Origin of the sequence: Streptomyces sp. NBC_00353 (assembly GCF_036108815.1) — a bacterium.
In the GTDB taxonomy this organism is placed as follows: Bacteria; Actinomycetota; Actinomycetes; order Streptomycetales; family Streptomycetaceae; genus Streptomyces.
This window is the reverse complement of record NZ_CP107985.1, coordinates 7,067,989-7,086,347: the sequence shown is the minus strand read 5'-3', so window position 1 is coordinate 7,086,347 and position 18,359 is coordinate 7,067,989. Positions and strand designations below refer to the sequence as shown.

Sequence of the window (18,359 nt, the reverse complement as noted above, 5' to 3'; positions counted from 1 at the left end):
CGGGGATCCGGCGCCGCCGTTCCTTGGTGCGTGCGGGTCGTGCTGCTGGGTGCGTCAGCCCTTGACGGCCCCGGCGGACATGCCGGTCACCAGGTGGCGCTGGGCGAAGAGGAAGACCAGGGCCGCGGGTATCGCGATGAGCACGGACGCGGCGGTCATCGGCCCCCACTGGGCTCCGTACTGGTTGACGAACTTCTGCAGCCCGCCGGCGAGCGTGAGGTTCTCGTCGCCGACCATGAAGGCCGAGGCGTACGCAACTTCGCCCCAGGCGGTGATGAAGGAGTAGAACGCGGTGACCGCGAGGCCGGGCTTGGCGAGCGGCAGGATCAGCCGCCAGAACGTGCCGAACGGGGTGAGGCCGTCGACCTGCCCCGACTCGTCGATCTCGCGCGGGATGGTGTCGAAGAAGCCCTTCATCATCCAGGCGCAGAACGGCACCGCGATGGTGAGGTACGTGATGACGAGGCCGGCAGGCTGATTGAGCAGGCCCAGGCTCGACATGATGTTGTAGATCGGCACGATGAGGACGGCGACCGGGAACATCTGGGTGATCAGCAGCGTCCACATCAGCCCGCGCTTGCCGGGGAACCGGAAACGGCTGACGGCGTAGCCGGTGGTGGCGGAGACGAAGACACCGAGGACGGTGGTGAGCCCGGCGATGACCAGCGAGTTGCCGAACCAGGTCAGGAACTCGGTGTCCTTGATCAGGCCGGTGTAGTTCTCGAAGGTCGTGTCCTTGAAGAAGTCCGTCGTCGTCGCGTACGCGGCGGGCTTCAGCGAGGTCAGCAGGACCCACAGCACGGGGAACACGGCGATCACGGACGCCACGATCAGCGTGAGGTGCAGTCCGACGGAGGCGAGCGGCGAGCGCTCGCCGCGCGGCCGGACCTTGCGGGCCGAGTGGCGCGCGGCCGGGGCGGCGCGGCGGACGGTGGTTGCGGGGGCGGTGGTCACCAGTTATCTCCCTGCGTGCGGAGGACTCGCCGGTAGACCGCGGCGAAGAGCATCAGGAGGACGAGGATCAGCACGCCCCAGGTGGAGGACTGCGCGAAGTCGCGCGGGCTGATCTCGAAGGAGAACTTGTACGCCTGGGTGACCAGGATCTGGGTGGCCTCGCCCGGTCCGCCGCGGGTCAGCAGGAAGATCACCGGGAACATGTTGAACGTCCAGATGGTCGACAGCAGGATCACGGTGGTGGAGACCGGCCGGAGCCCGGGCAGGGTGATGTGGCGGAACCGCTGCCAGGCGGTGGCACCGTCCATCTCGGCGGCCTCGTACTGCTCGCTGGGGATGGACTGCAGACCGCCGAGCAGGGCGACCATCATGAACGGCACGCCGAGCCACACATTGACGGCGATGACGGAGAACTTCGCCCAGGTGGGGTCGTTGAGCCACGGAATACCGTCGACGCCGGCACCGGAGAGGATCTTGTTGAGCAGCCCGCGGTCCTCGTTGTAGAGGAAGCGCCAGGCGAAGACGGAGACGAAGCCGGGGATGGCCCAGGGCAGGATCAGCGCCATCCGGTAGGCCGAGCGGCCGGCGATCCGGCGGTTGAGGATGTTGGCCAGGGCCATGCCGAGGACGAACGTGATGCTCACGCAGGAGACCGTCCACACCAGGGTCCACCCGAGCGTGCCGAGGAACTGGTTGCCCGTGAGCGCGTCGGCGTAGTTGTCCAGGCCGACGAACTTGTACGTCGCCGGCATGTGGTTGACGCCGATGGACCGTTCGACGTTGCGCTCATTGGCGTCGGTCAGCGACAGGTAGATGCCGCGGACCAGCGGGTAGCCGATGATCACGCCGATCACGGCGACGACCGGGGCGACCATCGTCCAGGCGTACCAGTGGGTCGACAGAGCCCGCCGGAGCCTGCTCGGCGATGGGGTACCAGTACCGCGGCTCCGGCCGCGGGCGACATTGTCGCCCGCGGCCGTTGCCACCGACTGGCTGGTGTGGACAGCCATCAGTCGGCCTGCCTTTCTCTGGCTACTTCCAGCCCTTGAGGAGCTTGCGGTAGGAGTCACCGGTGGCCTTGGCGGCCTTCTCCGGCGTGGTCTGGCCGGTCAGGACCTTGGTGTACTCGGTGACGAGCGGGGCGAAGAGGCTGCCGGTCTCCGGGATCCAGGGGCGCTCGACGGCGGTCTCGACGACCGGCTTGAAGAAGCCGACGATCTCGTTGTCGACGACGGCTTCCTGCGAGTAGGCGGAGGTACGGGTCGGCAGGAGGTTCAGCTCCTTGGTGACCTGGGCCTGGGTCTTCGTGGACGTCATGTAGTCGACGAAGGCGTAGGAGGCGTCGAGGTTCTTGGAGCCCGCGTAGACGGCCAGGTTGTGACCGCCCTGCGGGGCGCCCTGCGCGGCGGAGCCGGCCGGGACCGGGGCGACGCCCAGGTTGGCCTTGTCCTTGAACTCCGCGCCGGCGTACGTGTCGGCGACGGCCCACGGGCCGTTGATGATCATGGCGACCTTGCCGTCCTTGAAGGACGACTGCATGTTCTCCCAGCCGTCCGTCGCGTCGGTCTTGGCCGCACCGGAGTCGACGAGGTCCTTGACGACCTTCATCGCCTTGACGCCCTCGGGGTTGTCGACGGTGACGGACTTGGTGGACGCGTCGACGAGGTCGCCGCCCTCGCCGTACAGGAAGGACAGGAACCAGTACGCGTCGTCGCCGCGCAGGTACAGACCGGTCTTGCCGGTCTTCTCCTTGATCTTCTTGGAGACGGTCTTCAGCTGGTCGACGGTGGTGGGAACCTCGACGCCGGCCTCCTTGAAGATCTTCTTGTTGTAGAAGATGCCCATGGAGTCGATGACCTGCGGCACCGCGTACGTCTTGCCGTTGTACTTGGTGGAGGCGGCGGCCTGCTTGAGGAAGTCGTCCGCCTTCTGCAGGGCGGGGGTGCCGTCCAGCGGGGCGAGGTAGCCGAGGTCCGCGAACTCGGGGGTCCAGGCGACCTCGGAGCGGATCACGTCGGGCGCGCCGGAGCCGGACTGGGCAGCGTTCTTGAACTTGTTCTGCGCCTCACCGAAGGGCACGTTGACGTACTTGACGTCGACCTTCGGGTGCTGCTTCTCAAAGTCTTCGGCAATCTTCTTGAAGACCTTGTCCTCGCTGCCCACGGTGGAGGTGTCCCACCATGTAACGGTCCCGGAGAGCTCGCCGGAGCTCTTGCTCGAGCCGTCGGACTTGTCATCGCTGCCGCAGGCGGTCGCCGCAAGCGCCAGGGCCGCGACCAGGGCGGTGGCCGTTATGCCACGTCGCATCTGAACTCCTTCAACTGCCGTACCGCTCCATCGCGGCGCCGGGTCGACGAGGAACGTAACAAGGATGAAAGATGGCCGAAAGAGTTTGCGGAAGATTTCTGCAAGCTTCGACGATCGTTACATTCGCGTGTCCTCACGGTTGCCGTCAAGCCTCTTGACGGGAGCGCCTCGCCCCTGACAGGAGAAGGGGCCAGTCGTGAATTCGCAGTGCGACGATCCGATTGCAGCCCGCAGCTCGGCCTCGCAAGACCTTGCAAGATGTTGCGGCGGCACTGCTGATCAGTCCACGGCGGTACGTACCGCCGCCGGTACCGTCGGTCACCGCCACCCTCCGGACAGCACCGCAGTCGCCCGATTCCCGCGCATGGTGGGCAATCCGACACGCGCCCGGTACAGTCCACTCCCATGACCGCACGGCTTGCCGATATCGCAATTCAGGCGGGGGTCAGCGAGGCTACGGTCAGCCGTGTACTGAACGGCAAGCCAGGTGTTGCTGCAGCCACCCGCGAATCCGTCCTCGCCGCGCTCGACGTCCTCGGCTACGAACGGCCGGTACGGCTGCGCAGGCGCAGCGCGGGACTGGTCGGGCTGATCACGCCCGAGCTGGAGAACCCCATCTTCCCGGCGCTCGCCCAGGTCATCGGCCAGGCGCTGACGCGGCAGGGCTACACGCCGGTGCTGGCGACGCAGACCCCCGGCGGTTCCACCGAGGACGAGCTCACCGAGATGCTCGTCGACCGTGGCGTCTCCGGCATCATCTTCGTCTCCGGGCTGCATGCCGACACGTCGGCCGATATGCAGCGATATGAGCAACTGCGCGCCCAGGGTGTGCCCTTCGTGCTGGTCAACGGCTTCTCGCCGAAGGTGCAGGCGCCGTTCATCTCGCCCGACGACCGGGCGGCGATGCGGCTCGCGGTGACGCATCTGGTCTCGCTCGGCCATCAGCGGATCGGCCTCGCGGTCGGGCCCAAGCGTTTCGTTCCGGTGCTCCGCAAGATCGAGGGATTCCGTTCCACCGTGCAGGAGCAGTTGAACCTCACCTCGGACGAGGTGGAGGCGCTGATCCAGCACTCCCTGTTCACGCTGGAGGGCGGCCAGGCGGCCGCCTCGGCGCTGATAGAGCGCGGGTGCACGGCGGTGGTGTGCGCGAGCGACATGATGGCGCTGGGTGCGATCCGGGCCGCGCGCCGGCTGTCGATGGAGGTGCCGCGCGACCTGTCGGTCGTCGGCTACGACGATTCGCCCCTCATAGCGTTCACCGATCCGCCGCTGACCACGATCCGTCAGCCGGTGACGGCGATGGGTCAGGCCGCCGTGCGCACCCTGCTCGAGGAGATCGGCGGCACACCGGCCCCGCACAGCGAGTTCGTCTTCATGCCGGAGTTGGTCGTCCGCGGTTCGACGGCCGCGGGCCCCGGCCCCGATCCGGCCTCTGCTTCCGGAACGGAATCAGGGGCGCACGCGCGCCTGTAGCGGGCATGATGTGCAACCGGAACCCGACCGGAGGATGATCGGGAAGTGGGACGCAACTGAAAGAATCGACGCCTATGGGTGAAGTGAGCGTGAAGTCACAGGACGGCCGACCGGCGGCCACCCCGTCACCCATCGCGGACGAGGCGGCTCCCGAGGTGCAGCGGAACGACAGGCTGGCGCGGCTGCGTTCGCTGCGGTACCCACGTCGGCCGCGCATCTATTTCGAAGTCCTGCTGATCGCGGTGAGTTACTGGGTCTACTCGCTGGTGCGCAACGCCGTCCCCGAGCAGAAGGCCGCGGCACTCAGCAACGCGGACTGGCTCTGGTCGGTGGAGAAGTACCTGGGCATCGCCGTCGAGCAGTCGGTCAACCACGCGGTGAACTCCGTGACATGGCTGATCGTCTCGATGAACTACTACTACGCGACACTGCACTTCGTCGTCACCATCGGTGTGCTGATGTGGCTGTTCCGTCGCCATCCCGGACGTTACGCGGCAGCGCGCCTGGTGCTGTTCGCGACCACGGGCGTCGCGCTGCTCGGGTACTACCTGTATCCGCTGGCGCCACCGCGCCTGATGAACGGCGGCCACTTCATCGACACCGTGCTGGTGCACCACACCTGGGGCTCGATGGCCTCGGGCAACTTCAAGAACATGTCGAACCAGTACGCGGCGATGCCGTCGATGCATATCGGCTGGTCGCTGTGGTGCGGCCTGACCATCTACGCGCTGGCGTCGGCGCCGTGGGCACGCATCGCGGGCCTGCTGTACCCGGCGACCACACTGATCGTGATCGTGTCGACCGCCAACCACTTCTGGCTGGACGCGGTGGGCGGCATGACCTGTCTGGCGTTCGGTTACGCGGTGTCGTTCGCCTGGTACGGGGCGCTGCCGCACCACCTTCAGAAGCGGGTCACGCGCCCTGCCGGGGCCAGACTCTCGGCGCTCGGCCCGGGAGCGCCGATCAGGGTCGGGCAGCCGGCCGCGGAGGCACCGGTGCGCCGGTAACCGGCTCTCTCCCTCGAATCGCCGGACGGACCGCCATGGCCGCCCGGCCTCGGAATTGCCGCCTGCCGTGGTTCGTCGACGCCCTCACGCCCCGTAGAACAGCTCCTCCACCACCGCCCGCGCCCGCCGGGTGATCCGCCGGTAGTCGTCGAGCATGTCGCCGACATGACCCGGTTCGTATCCGAGATAGCGCCCCACGGCCGTCAGCTCGCGCGGGCCGGACGGGAAGGTGTCCCCGGGGCGGCCGCGTACCAGCATCACCGCGTTGCGGACCCGCGTGGCGAGCACCCAGGCCTCGTCCAGGGTCTGCGCGTCCTCGGCCGAGATCAGTTCGGCCGCACACGCGGCTGCCAGCGCCTCGCGGGTGCGGGTCGTGCGCAGGCCGGGTTCCACCCAGCCGTGCTGCATCTGCATCAGCTGGACCGTCCACTCGACGTCGCTCAGCCCGCCGCGCCCCAGTTTCGTGTGGAGCGTCGGGTCGGCACCGCGTGGCATCCGCTCGGACTCCATCCGGGCCTTGAGGCGGCGGATCTCGCGGACCGCGTCCTCCCCCAGCCCTTCCATCGGGTAGCGCAGCGGGGCGATCAGCTCGATGAATTCGCCGCCGAGGTCCTCGTCGCCCGCCATCGGTTCGGCGCGCAGCAGGGCCTGGCTCTCCCAGACCAGCGCCCACCGCCGGTAGTACGCCTCGTACGACTTCAGCGTCCGGACCAGCGGGCCGCTCTTGCCCTCCGGCCGCAGATCCACGTCGATCATCAGCGGCGGATCGGCCGTGGGCAGCTGCAACAGCCTGCGCATCTCGCCGACGACGGTGTTGGCGGCCCGGGCGGCCTCCTGTTCGTCGACGCCCTCGCGCGGCGCGTGCACGAACAGGACGTCGGCGTCGGAGCCGTAACCGAGTTCGTGGCCGCCGAACCGCCCCATGCCGATGACCGCGAACCGGGTGGGGAGGGTGTCGCCCCACTGTTCGCGTACGGCGGCCCGCAGCGCGCCCGCGAGTGTGACGGCGTTCAGATCGGTGACCGCCTTGCCGACCCGGTCGACGAGTGCGCCGGGGTCGGGTTCGGCGGGGTTCTCCTCCGTGCCGTACGAGCCGATGAGGTCCGCGGCCGTCGTACGGAACAGTTCGCGCCGTCGCACCCCGCGGACCGCCGCGACCGCGGACTCGGCGCCGTCCGCCCGCCCCACCGCGGCGAGCACCTCCTGCTCCAGATGGGTTCGGCTGCGCGGCTTCAGCCCCTGCGGATCGCCGAGGATCGCCACCGCCTCGGGGGCCCGCAGCAGCAGGTCGGGGGCGAGCCGGCCGGCCGACAGGACGCGGGCGAGGTTCTCCGCGGCCGCGCCCTCGTCGCGCAGCAGCCGCAGGTACCAGGGCGTCTTGCCGAGCGCGTCGGACACCTTGCGGAAGCCGAGGAGCCCGGCGTCCGGGTCGGCGGAGTCCGCGAACCAGCCGAGCAGCACCGGCAGCAGGGTGCGCTGGATGGCGGCCTTGCGGGAAACCCCGGACGACAGCGCCTCCAGGTGCCGGAGCGCGGCGGCCGGATCGGCGTACCCGAGCGCTTCGAGCCGGTGCCCGGCGGCCTTCGCGCTGAGCCGGGTCTCGCCGGGCGCGAGCTGGGCGACGGCGTCCAGCAGCGGCCGGTAGAACAGCTTCTCGTGCAGCCGCCGCACCACGGACGCGTGCCGCTTCCACTCCTGGTTGAGCTCGGTGAGGGGGTCCGTACGCATCCCGAGGGAGCGCCCGAGCCGGCGCAGATCCGCCTCGTCCTCGGGGACGAGGTGGGTGCGGCGCAGCCGGTACAGCTGGATGCGGTGCTCCATGGCGCGCAGGAAGCGGTACGCGTCGTCGAGCTGCGCGGCGTCCACCCGCCCGACGTAACCGCCCTCGGCGAGCGCCCGCAGGGCCCCCAGGGTCGAGCCGCTGTGCAGGGAGGCGTCGCTGCGGCCGTGCACGAGCTGGAGCAGCTGTACGGCGAACTCGACATCCCGCAGTCCACCGGGTCCCAGCTTGATCTCCCGGTCGACACGGTCGGCGGGAATGTTGTCGACGACGCGGCGGCGCATCTTCTGTACGTCACCGACGAAGTTCTCCCGGTCCGCGGCCTGCCACACCAGCGGCGAGACGGCGTCGACGTACTCCGCGCCCAGCTCGGGGTCGCCGGCCACCGGCCGGGCCTTGAGCAGCGCCTGGAACTCCCACGTCTTGGCCCACCGCTGATAGTAGGCGAGATGCGAGGACAGTGTCCGTACGAGCGGCCCGTTACGGCCCTCCGGGCGGAGGTTGGCGTCGACCGGCCAGATGGTGCCCTCGACGGTCGTGTCCGAGCAGATCCGCATCATGTGCGCCGCCAGTCGGGTGGCGCCCTGCACGGCCCTGCTCTCCTCGGCGCCGTCGAACGGTTCCGCCACGAAGATCACGTCGACGTCGGAGACGTAGTTCAGTTCGTGGCCGCCGCACTTGCCCATCGCGATGACCGCGAGGCGGCACACGGCGGCGTCCTCCGGGGCGGCCGTGCGGGCGATGGCGAGCGCCGCGCGCAGCGTCGCGGTCGCCAGGTCGGCGAGTTCGGCGGCGGTCTCGGCGACATCCGTCGTACCGCACACATCACGGGCCGCTATGGCCAGCAGGCACCGGCGGTAGGCGACGCGCAGCGAGTCCGGATCGCCGGCCCGGGCGAGCTCGTGCTCGAACTCGGCCACCCCGGGGTGCAGATCGGTCGCCTCGTACGTGACGAGCGCGTGCCAGTCGCGGGGGTGGCGCGCCAGATGGTCGCCGAGCGCCTCGGACGCCCCGAGCACCCCGAGCAGCCGGTCCCGCAGCGGCTTGGCGGTGATGAGTGTGTCCAGCAGGACCCGCCGCTCGTCGGCGTCCACGGCCTCCACCAGCCGGACGAGCCCCTTCAGCGCCAGATCGGGGTCGGCGGTCGCCCCGAGCGCGTCGAGCAGGACCGAGTCGGTGCGTACGGTCGACAGAGTCGGCAGGTCCAGCAGCCGTTCGGCGGCGGACGGGTCGGTGAAACCGTGCCGCAGCAGCCTGGTGAACGTACTGCTTCTGCGCCCCGGCACCGTCGTCATTCCGTGCTCTCCTGCTCGCCGCCCGATCACTTTCCAGCTTTCCGAGCCTAGCCCCGCGCCGATGAATTCGGAGCGGGTGCGCGGTCCACACTTCGCAGACACGATCGCTTTCAGGACCCGCTCAGGAGGAGGTCACCGTGTCCGGACACCAGCCCGTCGCCGAGCTGCATCCCGGTTACAGCGACAAGGACGCGACGGCCCGACCGTGGTCGGAGGCGGTTGCCGTGCTGACGCGGGCGGAGGTGTTCTGGCTGTCCACGGTCCGGCCGGACGGCCGCCCGCACGTCACGCCGCTGATCGGGCTCTGGTCGGACGACGCGTTGCACTTCTGCACGGGCCCGGCCGAGCGCAAGGCACGGAATCCGGCGACGAACCCGGAGGTCGTGGTGACGACCGGCACCGACACGCTGCACCAGGGCTTCGACGTGGTGGTCGAGGGCCGGGCGGACCGGGTGACGGACGAGGCGCGGCTGACCCGGCTGGCGGAACTCTGGGAGGCGAAGTACGGCGCGGACTGGCACTTCGAGGTCCGCGCGGGCGCGTTCGCCAACGCTGCGGGGGGCCGCGCGGAGGTGTTCGAGGTGGTCCCACGCACGGCGTTCGGCTTCGGCAAGGGCGAACCGTACAGCCAGACCCGCTGGCGTTTCGGCTGAACGGTGTCCGGTGCGGTGTGCCGGGCCCGTGCCACCGCCGCCCCGCGAAGCCTGCCGACGCGGATCCGCACGGCGGCTGAGCGGGGCCGCTCAGCCGCCCCGGGCGGGCTACCTGCCGTCCCCGGTACCTGGCCTGGTGCCGATGACGACGGTCGCATACAGCTCGTCGGAGGTGACCACCCGCGCAATCAGTCCGCTCCGGGCGACGGTCTCCTCGGCCCGTGCCGCCTGCCGTTCGCTCGTCTCGACCAGCAGATGTCCGCCCGGCGCCAGCCACTGAGGCGCTTCGGCGGTCACTCTGCGCAGTACATCGAGCCCGTCGCCTCCACCGTCGAGCGCCACCCTCGGTTCATGGACCCGGGCCTCCGCGGGCAGGAGTTCGACGTCCTCGCTGGGGACGTACGGCACATTGGCGAGCAGAATCCCGACGCGGCCGCGCAGCGAGGCGGGCAGCGGTTCGAAGAGGTCGCCCTCGTACACCTCTCCCGCACCGGCGACATTGCGGCGCGCGCACCGCACCGCGGCGGGTTCGACATCGCTGGAGTGCAGCTCGACCCGGTCCAGGGCGGCGGCGAGCGCGGCGCCCAGCGCACCCGAACCGCAGCACAGATCGACGACGACGGCGGGTCCGTCCGCGGGACGGGTGAGGCCGACGGCCTGGTCGACGAGGAATTCGGTACGGCGCCGGGGAACGAAGACACCGGGGTCCACAGCGATCCGCAGACCGCGGAACTCGGCCCAGCCGAGGACGTGTTCGAGAGGAAGTCCGGCTGCCCGCCGGTCCACCATGGCGGCGAGCTCGGCCGGGTCCACGGCCGTGGCGAGGATCAACTCCGCCTCGTCCTCGGCGAATACACAGCCGGCGGCGCGAAGTCTGGTGACGATGACGGAGTAAGGGAGCGGTGTCGAGGAAAGCGACATGGAGCGGAGCCTTTCGGGATGCCGATGGGTGCTCCGCGGTCCGCCTATACCGGTCCGACCACGCGATCGCGAGAGGTGAGCACCCAGCCTGATACAGCGGTAATGGGTCTCACCTCCTCGGTATGTCCCCGTGCTGGGGTCGGCAACACTACCGGAATCGAGTCCCGGTCCCTGCCACGGGCCGGACGCCTGGACGGTTGGTCACGAGCGGCGGCCGCCACCGCCGTCGAGGAACCGGTTGTGGACCGCCGCCGAGGTGTTGTTCGCGCGGGTGTGCCGGATCGCTTCGCGGGCCTGCCGCTCGATCTCCTGCCCGTCGAAGTTCTCGGTCCTGCGCCGCGCCTTCAGCTGCAGCCTGACGACGAGCGCGACGATCAGCGCCAGCAGCCCACCGAGCAGCACCAACACGCTTGCCATGAATCCCCCCGGGTCCGGGCCCACACCCCTGCCCTGGCCGCATTGTCGCCCGCAGGACACACCTCGTCCAGAGTCCCGGGCCGGTCCCGCGCGTTCCCGCAACGACCGGGCTGCTTCCGCCGCCGGGATCGGGTGGCGTCCAGGGCGTGTCCGACGGGGCGGCACAGTCCCTGCGACTCTCCCAGCTCGCGCGGGAGCGCCCCGCGGCGCGTGGCTGCGGGGCGCCTTGCGGGGCTCAGTCGACCTGCTGCCCGTCGTGCGTACCGCCCTTGCAGAGGTTGTCCGCCAGATCGGGCATTCCGCCGCCCTGCCTGCACTCAGAAGGGGTGACGTGGGATGGGGCACCCTGTGCGGTGGCGGCAGTGGCGGTGGCGGCGCCTGTGAGGCCGAGTCCGGCGAGGGCTGCCGTGGCGATGACGGCGGCGAGGATTCGTCGAATGCGCATTTGGTCTCCCTTTCACGGATTGCCTCGGTTGGGGCACTACCCAGCTTGATCTTCGCCCATATGGGTGGCACATCATGTTGCGCCATTCAGGTGACATGGCTGTCGGGAGCGGGCCGCTGACCCGGCCCGCCCAAGGCCTTCGTCGGACTCGGGAGGCACGAAGCGAGTTCGGTCCACTTGACTCAGCTCCGGAGTCGAACCTCAGTTGGTGGCTGAGCGCGCCGGCCACAGCGTGGCGGTGCTCTTTCGGGTATGCGCCAAGTTCCTCAAGGACGGAGACGAGGCCGCGAACGCCAAGGTCTTAGCCCGCCTAGGAGAGCACGGCTGAGCAGCCCAAAATCCCGTCCACACGACGTCCACGCACCCCGAGACGAGAACACCTGGGGGAAGGGGCCCGAGAACGCCGGGGCCCGTGCGGAGTGGTCTCTTCGCCCCGCGGCGGATCTGCCAGACTGTCAAAGCTCATCTCTACGCGGGGCGCTGCTCCATGAAGTCAGGCCGCTATGCCCGCCCATCTGGCCCGGCGCGCTCAGGTAATGATTTCCGAGCGCCCATCGGGGAAGTTGCACGTGGGGGCGCGGTAAGGGCCGCCCTGGTTGATCGTTCCGCCCTGGGCCGTGCACTGTTCGGCCGAGATCGCCGGATACGTCGCTGCCTGAGCGGTGGCGGCGCCGACGGCGCTCACGCCGGCGAGGGTTGCTGTGGCGAGAACGAGGCCCAGCAATCGTCGTATACGCATGGCTTTCCCCTCTCGAGTGTCCCTGGTTCGGTGCTTTGGGATGACCGGGCCTATGTCAGGGACGCCCTATTACTCAGAATGGGTGACGGTGAGCAGGCCCGCGAGTCGTGGCAGGCAGACGCCGCAACCCCTCCGACGCTGGACCGAGCGAAGACAGAGATGGCTCCCAACTGGGGGCTACGGGACGCGCCGCGCCTTGATGAAGTAGGGAAAGTTCTACCGCGCTCGTACGGTGACGGCCTCAAGACGTAAAGCGTCCATGCATGCCTGTGACTTGAACGTACAGGTTCGGCCGGCTCCCCATGCTTGCGTCCTGGCCGCAGGTCGGCTGAGCGCACCTGCCGGCGACCTCTTCGTCCCGAACGTGAATCCGGGGTCAGTTGACCTTATGGGGTAGCGAAAAGGCATGCTCCGGCAGCGAAGGTTTCGTCCGTAGCCGTCCATAGAGGTCTGCTGCGTGGTGCGGCGGTTGGCCCCCTATTTGGCCCCCAGGACCGCCCTGTGCAGAAGCTGATGAACAGCTACCTCGGGCCTGACCATGCCGCGTGTGGGGTGGTCTGACGGGAGGTGACAGCACCGGTCCGAGGAGCTCTGCCCCGCCTATTGGAGGCTCCATCGGTGCGGGTGCCCGGGCTCGGTGGGGCAGGCGAAGATGTTCAGCAGACCGTCTCGGCCGATCGTCAGCTTTGTGGGGCAGCGGTCCCGCAGGTGCTCTGCGACGTCCCACTCCTCGGTGGGCATCCAGCTGCCATTGGCGCCGTCCCACTCGCGGCTGCCGATGCTCAGCAGCAGGACCATCGGTGAGGCACAAGATTCGCAGTTCATCGGGGAGGGGTCAGTCGTGTGCCAGGAGGGGAACCCGCCCACGCGGCAACCTTGTGGAATCGACAGGTCGTGGTGATACGTGACCAGTTCGTCGTCCAGACCGTCCTTCTCTGCCTTCCGTTCCTGGGCCTCCTCCCAGGCGTCGATCCTTTTCCATAGTCTTGTCGGCAGCAAGCCGGCGTACGGGTAGGTGACGACCTGCTCGGGGTGCAGCACGCATGGCTCGGCGACCGAGCCCTCGAAGCCGACCGGCGTCGGCTGAGGGGGCGTGTCCAGCGGCACGGGAACCTGGTTCGAAGCCGACATGTCGCGCAGGCAGTACATCGATCCCGCTGCCGGCCGCACTACATTCCGGCATACGGAGAGAATTGGCTCGCGTCCCAGACCACCGACATGACTACGCGCACCTCGGTTACGGTGCAGCTTCGGCTGCACGCCTTTCCGTACATCGGGTCGCGCCCCCTCGACTCCTTCCAGCCCTCGCACATCCGCAACTGGCTAAGCGAGTTGGAACGCGCGCTCCCCATGTCGTCGTACCGCCGCGTCATCTTCGCGAGCGTGTCAGCTGTTCTGGCAGCCGCCGCGGATGACGCTCTGCTCACCAAGAACCCGTGCAAAGCACGCACCGTTCAAGCGCCCAAGCCCACGTCTCCCCGCGTGCGGCCGAATGCACATTCGCGGTGCGGGCCGCGCTCCCCCATCGATACCGCGCGATGTCGGACCTTGGAGGCGGCTGTGGCCTCAGGCAAGGCGAAATTTTCGGCCTTCCCGAAGATGAGATCGACTACGCGACGGGATGGCTGCACATCGCGTACCAAGTCAAAGTAGCCAATGGGCACCTGGTATTCGCGCCGCCGAAGCGCGGTAAGGAACGGGACGTGCCGCTGCCCGCTCGCGTCGCGGCCATCCTCAAGCAGCACTGCAAGGACTTCCCGCCCATCGAAGTGACCCTGCCGTGGCTTCGGCCCGATGAGGTGCCAGTCACCAAGCGGCTGCTGTTCTCACTCGTAGGCGGTGGCGCCGTACGGCGGACCGACTTCAATACCCGCGTATGGAAGCATGCCCTCGTCACGGCCGGCGTCATCCCCCAGCGGCAGGAGGGCGAACGGCACCAGGCCGCCCGCGAGCACGGGATGCATGCGCTCCGGCACTTCTACGCCTCGGTACTCCTGGACGCAGGGGAGAACATCAAGGCGCTCTCCACCTACCTCGGGCACTCCGACCCCGGCTTCACGCTCCGGACGTACACGCACCTGATGCCTAGTAGCGAGGGGCGCACCCGGAAGGCCGTGGACAGCATGTACGACGCCACCGCTTCCGCGCCTGACGGCCCAGGGACGGCCCAGGGCGTTTGAACGGACTCCGGGCCAGAGGCACACTGCCTCCGGCCCGGAGATCGTCATTGCGTCGCCGCGATGCGGCTGACCTGCGGTTACAGCACCGGCAGCAGGGCCTTCAGCTCGAAGGCGGTGACCTCGCTGCGGTACTCCTCCCACTCCTGCTTCTTGTTGCGCAGGAAGAAGTCGAAGACGTGCTCACCGAGCGTCTCGGCGACCAGTTCGCTCTTCTCCATCAGCGAGATCGCCTCGCCCAGGTTCTGCGGCAGCGGCTCGATGCCCATCGCGCGGCGCTCGGCGTCGGACAGCGCCCAGACGTCGTCGTCGGCGCCGGCCGGGAGTTCGTACCCCTCCTCGATGCCCTTGAGGCCCGCGGCGAGCAGCACCGCGTAGGTCAGGTAGGGGTTGGCGCCGGAGTCGATGGAGCGGACCTCGACGCGGGCCGAACCGGTCTTCCCGGGCTTGTACATCGGGACGCGGATCAGGGCGGAGCGGTTGTTGTGGCCCCAGCAGATGTACGAGGGGGCCTCGCCGCCGGCGCCCGCGGCGCGGGCCGAGCCGCCCCAGATGCGCTTGTACGAGTTGACCCACTGGTTCGTCACGGCGGAGATCTCCGCGGCGTGCTTGAGCAGGCCCGCGATGAAGGAGCGGCCGACCTTGGACAGCTGGTACTCGGCGCCCGACTCGTAGAACGCGTTGCGGTCACCCTCGAAGAGGGAGAGGTGGGTGTGCATACCGGAGCCGGGGAACTCCGAGAACGGCTTCGGCATGAAGGTCGCCTGCACGCCCTGCTCCAGCGCGACCTGCTTCATGACCAGACGGAACGTCATGATGTTGTCGGCGGTGGAGAGCGCGTCCGCGTACCGCAGGTCGATCTCCTGCTGGCCGGGAGCGCCTTCGTGGTGGCTGAACTCGACCGAGATGCCCATGGATTCGAGCATGGTGATCGCCTGCCGGCGGAAGTCCATGCCGACGTTCTGCGGGGTGTGGTCGAAGTAGCCGGAGCTGTCGGCGGGGGTGGGCCGGCTGCCGTCGACCGGCTTGTTCTTGAGCAGGAAGAACTCGATCTCCGGGTGGGTGTAGAAGGTGAAACCCAGGTCGGAGGTCTTGGCGAGAATGCGCTTGAGTACATAGCGCGGGTCGGCGAAGGACGGCGAGCCGTCGGGCATCAGGATGTCGCAGAACATCCGCGCGGTGCCGGGGGCTTCCGCACGCCAGGGCAGGATCTGGAAGGTGCCGGGGTCCGGCTTGGCGATCATGTCGGACTCGTAGACCCGGGCGAAGCCCTCGATGGCCGATCCGTCGAAGCCGATGCCCTCGTCGAACGCCTGCTCCAGCTCGGCGGGCGCCACGGCAACGGACTTGAGGTAGCCGAGCACATCGGTGAACCACAGGCGCACGAAGCGGATGTCGCGCTCCTCGAGTGTCCTGAGGACGAATTCCTGCTGCTTGTCCATAGCCACATCCTTGCAGTTCAGACGGTCTGTGCACCACCGCCCGGGGTAGGGGACAGACTCCAGTATCACGACCCGGGATTTCACCCAGATTACGCACTCGACGTGAGATGGAGCACTCGGCCACCCACTACGATCTGCGCCCATGGAACCCAACGGGTGGAGCGGCCTCGCAACTGCCCCGTGGGTACCGGATTCCTGACCTGTTCCTGCCCCCTCCCCTTCGCAGAAGGACCTGACGACATGAGCTTCGACCGCAGGACCCGCATAGAGCAGATGCGCAACGCCGACCGGGCGCGTGACCGCCGCAACCGTGTCCTGGTCATAGGGCTGAGCGTCGTCGTCGTCGCAGGTCTGGTGGGCTTCGGTACGTCCGTGCTGCTGGACAAGTCCGAGGCCGCGGACAAGAAGCAGGCGGACGCGGCGCAGGACGCGAAGGCGGCCGCGACGGAGAAGGAGAAGCTGGCCTCCGAGCCGATCAAGGGGCTGAAGACGTGGGACGCGAAGAAGCTGACCCGTAACCACGTCACCACGACCGTGACGTACCCGATGAAGCCTCCGGTCGGCGGTGACCACAGCCCCGTTTGGATGAACTGCGACGGCGAGGTATACAAAAAGGCGATCCCCGACATGAGCGCCGTGCACTCGCTGGAGCACGGTTCGGTGTGGGTGACGTACACGGACAAGGCGTCGGACGCCGATGTCGCCGCGCTCGCGGAGCGGGTCGGGAAGACGCCGTACTCGCTGATGAGTCCGTATCAGGACCAGGCCGGCACGATCACACTGAGCGCCTGGGGCAACCAGGTCACCGTGGACAGCGCCGACGACCGGCGGGTGGACCAGTTCTTCGCCAAGTTCGTGCAGGGGGCACAGACACCTGAGCCGGGTGCCGCGTGCACGGGCGGACTGGCGCAGTGACCGCTGCGCGAGGTGCCCGCCGCACCCAGTGGGCGGCGGGCTCCGCCGTCGCGCTCGCGCTGCTCTTCGCGGGCGTGGCGACGGTCGCCGCGGCACGGGGCGACACGGCGGACGGGACGCAGCCGCAAGCCGCCTCGGCGGCGGTCCGGGCGCCCGCCACCGATTCGGCCGACGCCGGGTTCGCGCGCGACATGGCGGTCCACCATCAGCAGGCGGTGGAGATGTCCTTCATCGTGCGTGACCGTACGCAGGACGAGGAGGTACGCCGGTTCGCGTACGACATCGCCAACACGCAGGCCAACCAGCGGGGCATGCTGCTCGGCTGGCTGGATCTGTGGGAGCTGCCGAAGGTGGCCGTCGCCGGGCAGGAGCCGATGGCGTGGATGGCGACCCACGGTGATCACGATGGGCACGGCGCGGCCGACGGTCACGACATGGCCGGTATGGGTGACATGACGGCCGGGTCGGGCAGTGGGTTCACGGCGCACGACGGGGCTCTGATGCCCGGCATGGCCACCCGGACGGAGCTCGACCGGCTGAGGAAGGCCGACGGCAAGCAGGCCGAGATCCTCTACCTCCAGCTGATGACCGACCACCACAAGGGCGGCGTCGCCATGGCGCGCGGCTGCGCCGAGCTCTGCACGGTGAAAACGGAGAGACGGCTCGCCCAGGGCATGGTCGAGGCCCAGCAGTCCGAGCTGGACGCGATGGCGCAGATGCTGTCGGCGCGCGGGGCCGAGCCCAGGTAGTCACCGGTCCCCCGGCGCCCGTGGCGCCGGGGGACGCACCCGAATGAGTGACACCGGTCGCGTAACCCGAACGGCCGCATGACGATGGTTCTCTCGGGGTCGTAATGGCATGCCACCGGCACCAGGAGGAATCCCCATGACCACCGCCAAGGACATCATGCACACCGGGGCCCAGTGGATCCCGGCGCACGAAACGCTCGACCGGGCCGCCCAGCTGATGCGCGAGCACAACGTCGGTGCTCTGCCCATCTCGGCCAGCGGCGAGCAGGACCGGATGATCGGCATCCTCACGGACCGCGACATCGTGCTCGACTGCGTGGCAGTGGGCCACGATCCGTCGAAGGTGACGGCCGGTGACCTCGCCCAGGGCACGCCCCGCTGGATCGACGCCGACGCGGGCGTGGACCAGGTCCTGGAGGAAATGCAGACCAATCGAATCCGCCGGCTCCCCGTGGTCGAGAACAAGAAGCTGATCGGCATGATCAGCGAAGCGGATCTGGCGCAGCACCTCCCCGAGGACCAGATCGCGCTCTGGGTCGAGAAGGTCTACGCCCCCAGCTGACCGACCGGCGGCCCGGCGCCCGGGACGACGGGGGTGCCGGGCCGCCGTGCGGGGTATACCCGGCGGGGGTAGTGTGCTCGACATGGGCCCGAAGAGGAGTGCGACGTACGGACAGTTGTTGCTGTTCGCTGCGCTGCTGTTCGGGATTTTCACCATGCCTACCGCCGGGCATCCGACGGGACACCACGGCCGGAACAGCGTGGTGTCGATGGACAGCGGGCCTCACGGGGCTCACGGGGCTCACGGGGCTCACGGGGCAGGATCAGTGGCTGAGCCCTCGCCCGGGCACGCCTCCGTCCTGCCCGCGCCGACGGGCGACGGCATGGACCTCATGGGGGTCTGTCTCGCGGTGCTGGGCGCCTGGGGTGTCACCCTGCTGGCCGTCTGGCTGATGACGCTGCGGCCCGCGGATCATCTCCTCCGGGCCGCCGGGGCGCCGCTGTTGCGCTTCCTGTGGTCTTTTTCCCCACCCGCAATGACTGCGCACGGCAGGTCGTCGGTGCTGCGGATATAAGGAGCGGCG

19 protein-coding genes are annotated in these 18,359 nt (G+C 68.8%); 9 read left to right on the top strand and 10 right to left on the bottom strand.

All coding sequences use genetic code 11. The annotated features are described in order from the left end of the window. Positions 1 to 54 precede the first annotated feature (54 nt). From OHA88_RS31920 to OHA88_RS31910, 3 genes are read right to left on the bottom strand one after another with little or no spacing between them, the layout of a single operon-like run. Positions 55 to 954, bottom strand: a complete 900-nt coding sequence (locus OHA88_RS31920; protein ID WP_267005488.1) for a sugar ABC transporter permease — start codon at positions 952 to 954, stop codon at positions 55 to 57. Further along, positions 951 to 1,964: a carbohydrate ABC transporter permease gene (locus OHA88_RS31915; RefSeq protein WP_328628046.1), complete on the bottom strand. Its 1,014-nt coding sequence runs from the start codon at positions 1,962 to 1,964 to the stop codon at positions 951 to 953. The genes OHA88_RS31920 and OHA88_RS31915 overlap by 4 nt, the downstream gene beginning before the upstream one ends. 22 nt (positions 1,965 to 1,986) lie before the next feature. Further along, positions 1,987 to 3,261, bottom strand: coding sequence for an extracellular solute-binding protein (locus OHA88_RS31910; RefSeq protein ID WP_326603310.1), 1,275 nt, complete (start codon positions 3,259 to 3,261; stop codon positions 1,987 to 1,989). Between the two features lie 405 nt (positions 3,262 to 3,666). On the opposite strand from OHA88_RS31910, the gene OHA88_RS31905 reads away from it, so the two are divergent. Together OHA88_RS31905 and OHA88_RS31900 are read left to right on the top strand one after the other, a co-directional pair. Continuing rightward, the gene (locus tag OHA88_RS31905; RefSeq protein WP_326630850.1) at positions 3,667 to 4,734 is read left to right on the top strand and encodes a LacI family DNA-binding transcriptional regulator; all 1,068 of its coding nucleotides are present in this window, start codon (positions 3,667 to 3,669) and stop codon (positions 4,732 to 4,734) included. Between the two features lie 74 nt (positions 4,735 to 4,808). Continuing rightward, entirely contained in the window at positions 4,809 to 5,741 is a 933-nt protein-coding gene (locus tag OHA88_RS31900; RefSeq protein WP_328628045.1) for a phosphatase PAP2 family protein, read from the top strand. A gap of 84 nt (positions 5,742 to 5,825) precedes the next feature. On the opposite strand, the gene OHA88_RS31895 is transcribed toward OHA88_RS31900, so the two are convergent. After that, on the bottom strand, positions 5,826 to 8,816 hold the full coding sequence (locus OHA88_RS31895) for a bifunctional [glutamine synthetase] adenylyltransferase/[glutamine synthetase]-adenylyl-L-tyrosine phosphorylase (RefSeq protein ID WP_328628044.1): 2,991 nt from the start codon (positions 8,814 to 8,816) through the stop codon (positions 5,826 to 5,828). Positions 8,817 to 8,953: 137 nt separating this feature from the next. Between OHA88_RS31895 and OHA88_RS31890 the strand changes: the two genes are divergently transcribed. Further along, on the top strand, positions 8,954 to 9,469 hold the full coding sequence (locus OHA88_RS31890; protein WP_328628043.1) for a pyridoxamine 5'-phosphate oxidase family protein: 516 nt from the start codon (positions 8,954 to 8,956) through the stop codon (positions 9,467 to 9,469). 108 nt (positions 9,470 to 9,577) lie between these two features. On the opposite strand, the gene OHA88_RS31885 is transcribed toward OHA88_RS31890, so the two are convergent. From OHA88_RS31885 to OHA88_RS31860, 5 genes are all read right to left on the bottom strand, one after another. Then, positions 9,578 to 10,390: a putative protein N(5)-glutamine methyltransferase gene (locus tag OHA88_RS31885; RefSeq protein ID WP_328628042.1), complete on the bottom strand. Its 813-nt coding sequence runs from the start codon at positions 10,388 to 10,390 to the stop codon at positions 9,578 to 9,580. A 201-nt stretch (positions 10,391 to 10,591) separates the two neighbouring features. Then, on the bottom strand, positions 10,592 to 10,807 hold the full coding sequence (locus OHA88_RS31880) for a hypothetical protein (protein ID WP_267005481.1): 216 nt from the start codon (positions 10,805 to 10,807) through the stop codon (positions 10,592 to 10,594). A 235-nt stretch (positions 10,808 to 11,042) separates the two neighbouring features. After that, the gene (locus OHA88_RS31875) at positions 11,043 to 11,252 is read right to left on the bottom strand and encodes a hypothetical protein (protein ID WP_328628041.1); all 210 of its coding nucleotides are present in this window, start codon (positions 11,250 to 11,252) and stop codon (positions 11,043 to 11,045) included. Positions 11,253 to 11,781: 529 nt separating this feature from the next. Further along, positions 11,782 to 11,991 (bottom strand): hypothetical protein, encoded by a 210-nt coding sequence (locus OHA88_RS31865; protein WP_328628040.1) that lies wholly within the window; start codon positions 11,989 to 11,991, stop codon positions 11,782 to 11,784. Between the two features lie 600 nt (positions 11,992 to 12,591). Further along, on the bottom strand, positions 12,592 to 13,122 hold the full coding sequence (locus tag OHA88_RS31860; RefSeq protein WP_328628039.1) for a hypothetical protein: 531 nt from the start codon (positions 13,120 to 13,122) through the stop codon (positions 12,592 to 12,594). 87 nt (positions 13,123 to 13,209) lie between these two features. Here OHA88_RS31860 and OHA88_RS31855 point away from each other — a divergent pair, with 87 nt between their 5' ends. Together OHA88_RS31855 and OHA88_RS31850 are read left to right on the top strand one after the other, a co-directional pair. After that, a complete protein-coding gene (locus tag OHA88_RS31855) occupies positions 13,210 to 13,644 on the top strand; it encodes a hypothetical protein (protein ID WP_328628038.1) in 435 nt (144 codons plus the stop codon). Beyond that, positions 13,530 to 14,171: a tyrosine-type recombinase/integrase gene (locus tag OHA88_RS31850; RefSeq protein ID WP_328628037.1), complete on the top strand. Its 642-nt coding sequence runs from the start codon at positions 13,530 to 13,532 to the stop codon at positions 14,169 to 14,171. Before OHA88_RS31855 ends, OHA88_RS31850 begins: the two co-directional genes overlap by 115 nt. 77 nt (positions 14,172 to 14,248) lie before the next feature. Here the strand turns inward: OHA88_RS31850 and glnA are convergent, their stop codons facing one another. Next, positions 14,249 to 15,610 (bottom strand): type I glutamate--ammonia ligase, encoded by a 1,362-nt coding sequence (glnA, locus tag OHA88_RS31845; RefSeq protein ID WP_030926187.1) that lies wholly within the window; start codon positions 15,608 to 15,610, stop codon positions 14,249 to 14,251. A gap of 240 nt (positions 15,611 to 15,850) precedes the next feature. Here glnA and OHA88_RS31840 point away from each other — a divergent pair, with 240 nt between their 5' ends. From OHA88_RS31840 to OHA88_RS31825, 4 genes are all read left to right on the top strand, one after another. Next, positions 15,851 to 16,525, top strand: coding sequence for a DUF3105 domain-containing protein (locus tag OHA88_RS31840; RefSeq protein ID WP_326630838.1), 675 nt, complete (start codon positions 15,851 to 15,853; stop codon positions 16,523 to 16,525). Next, entirely contained in the window at positions 16,522 to 17,274 is a 753-nt protein-coding gene (locus OHA88_RS31835; RefSeq protein WP_328628036.1) for a DUF305 domain-containing protein, read from the top strand. Before OHA88_RS31840 ends, OHA88_RS31835 begins: the two co-directional genes overlap by 4 nt. 136 nt (positions 17,275 to 17,410) lie before the next feature. Beyond that, entirely contained in the window at positions 17,411 to 17,836 is a 426-nt protein-coding gene (locus OHA88_RS31830; RefSeq protein ID WP_326630833.1) for a CBS domain-containing protein, read from the top strand. Between the two features lie 265 nt (positions 17,837 to 18,101). Then, complete coding sequence (locus OHA88_RS31825) at positions 18,102 to 18,350, top strand: hypothetical protein (RefSeq protein ID WP_328628035.1); 249 nt, start codon at positions 18,102 to 18,104, stop codon at positions 18,348 to 18,350. The last annotated feature ends 9 nt before the right edge of the window (positions 18,351 to 18,359 follow it).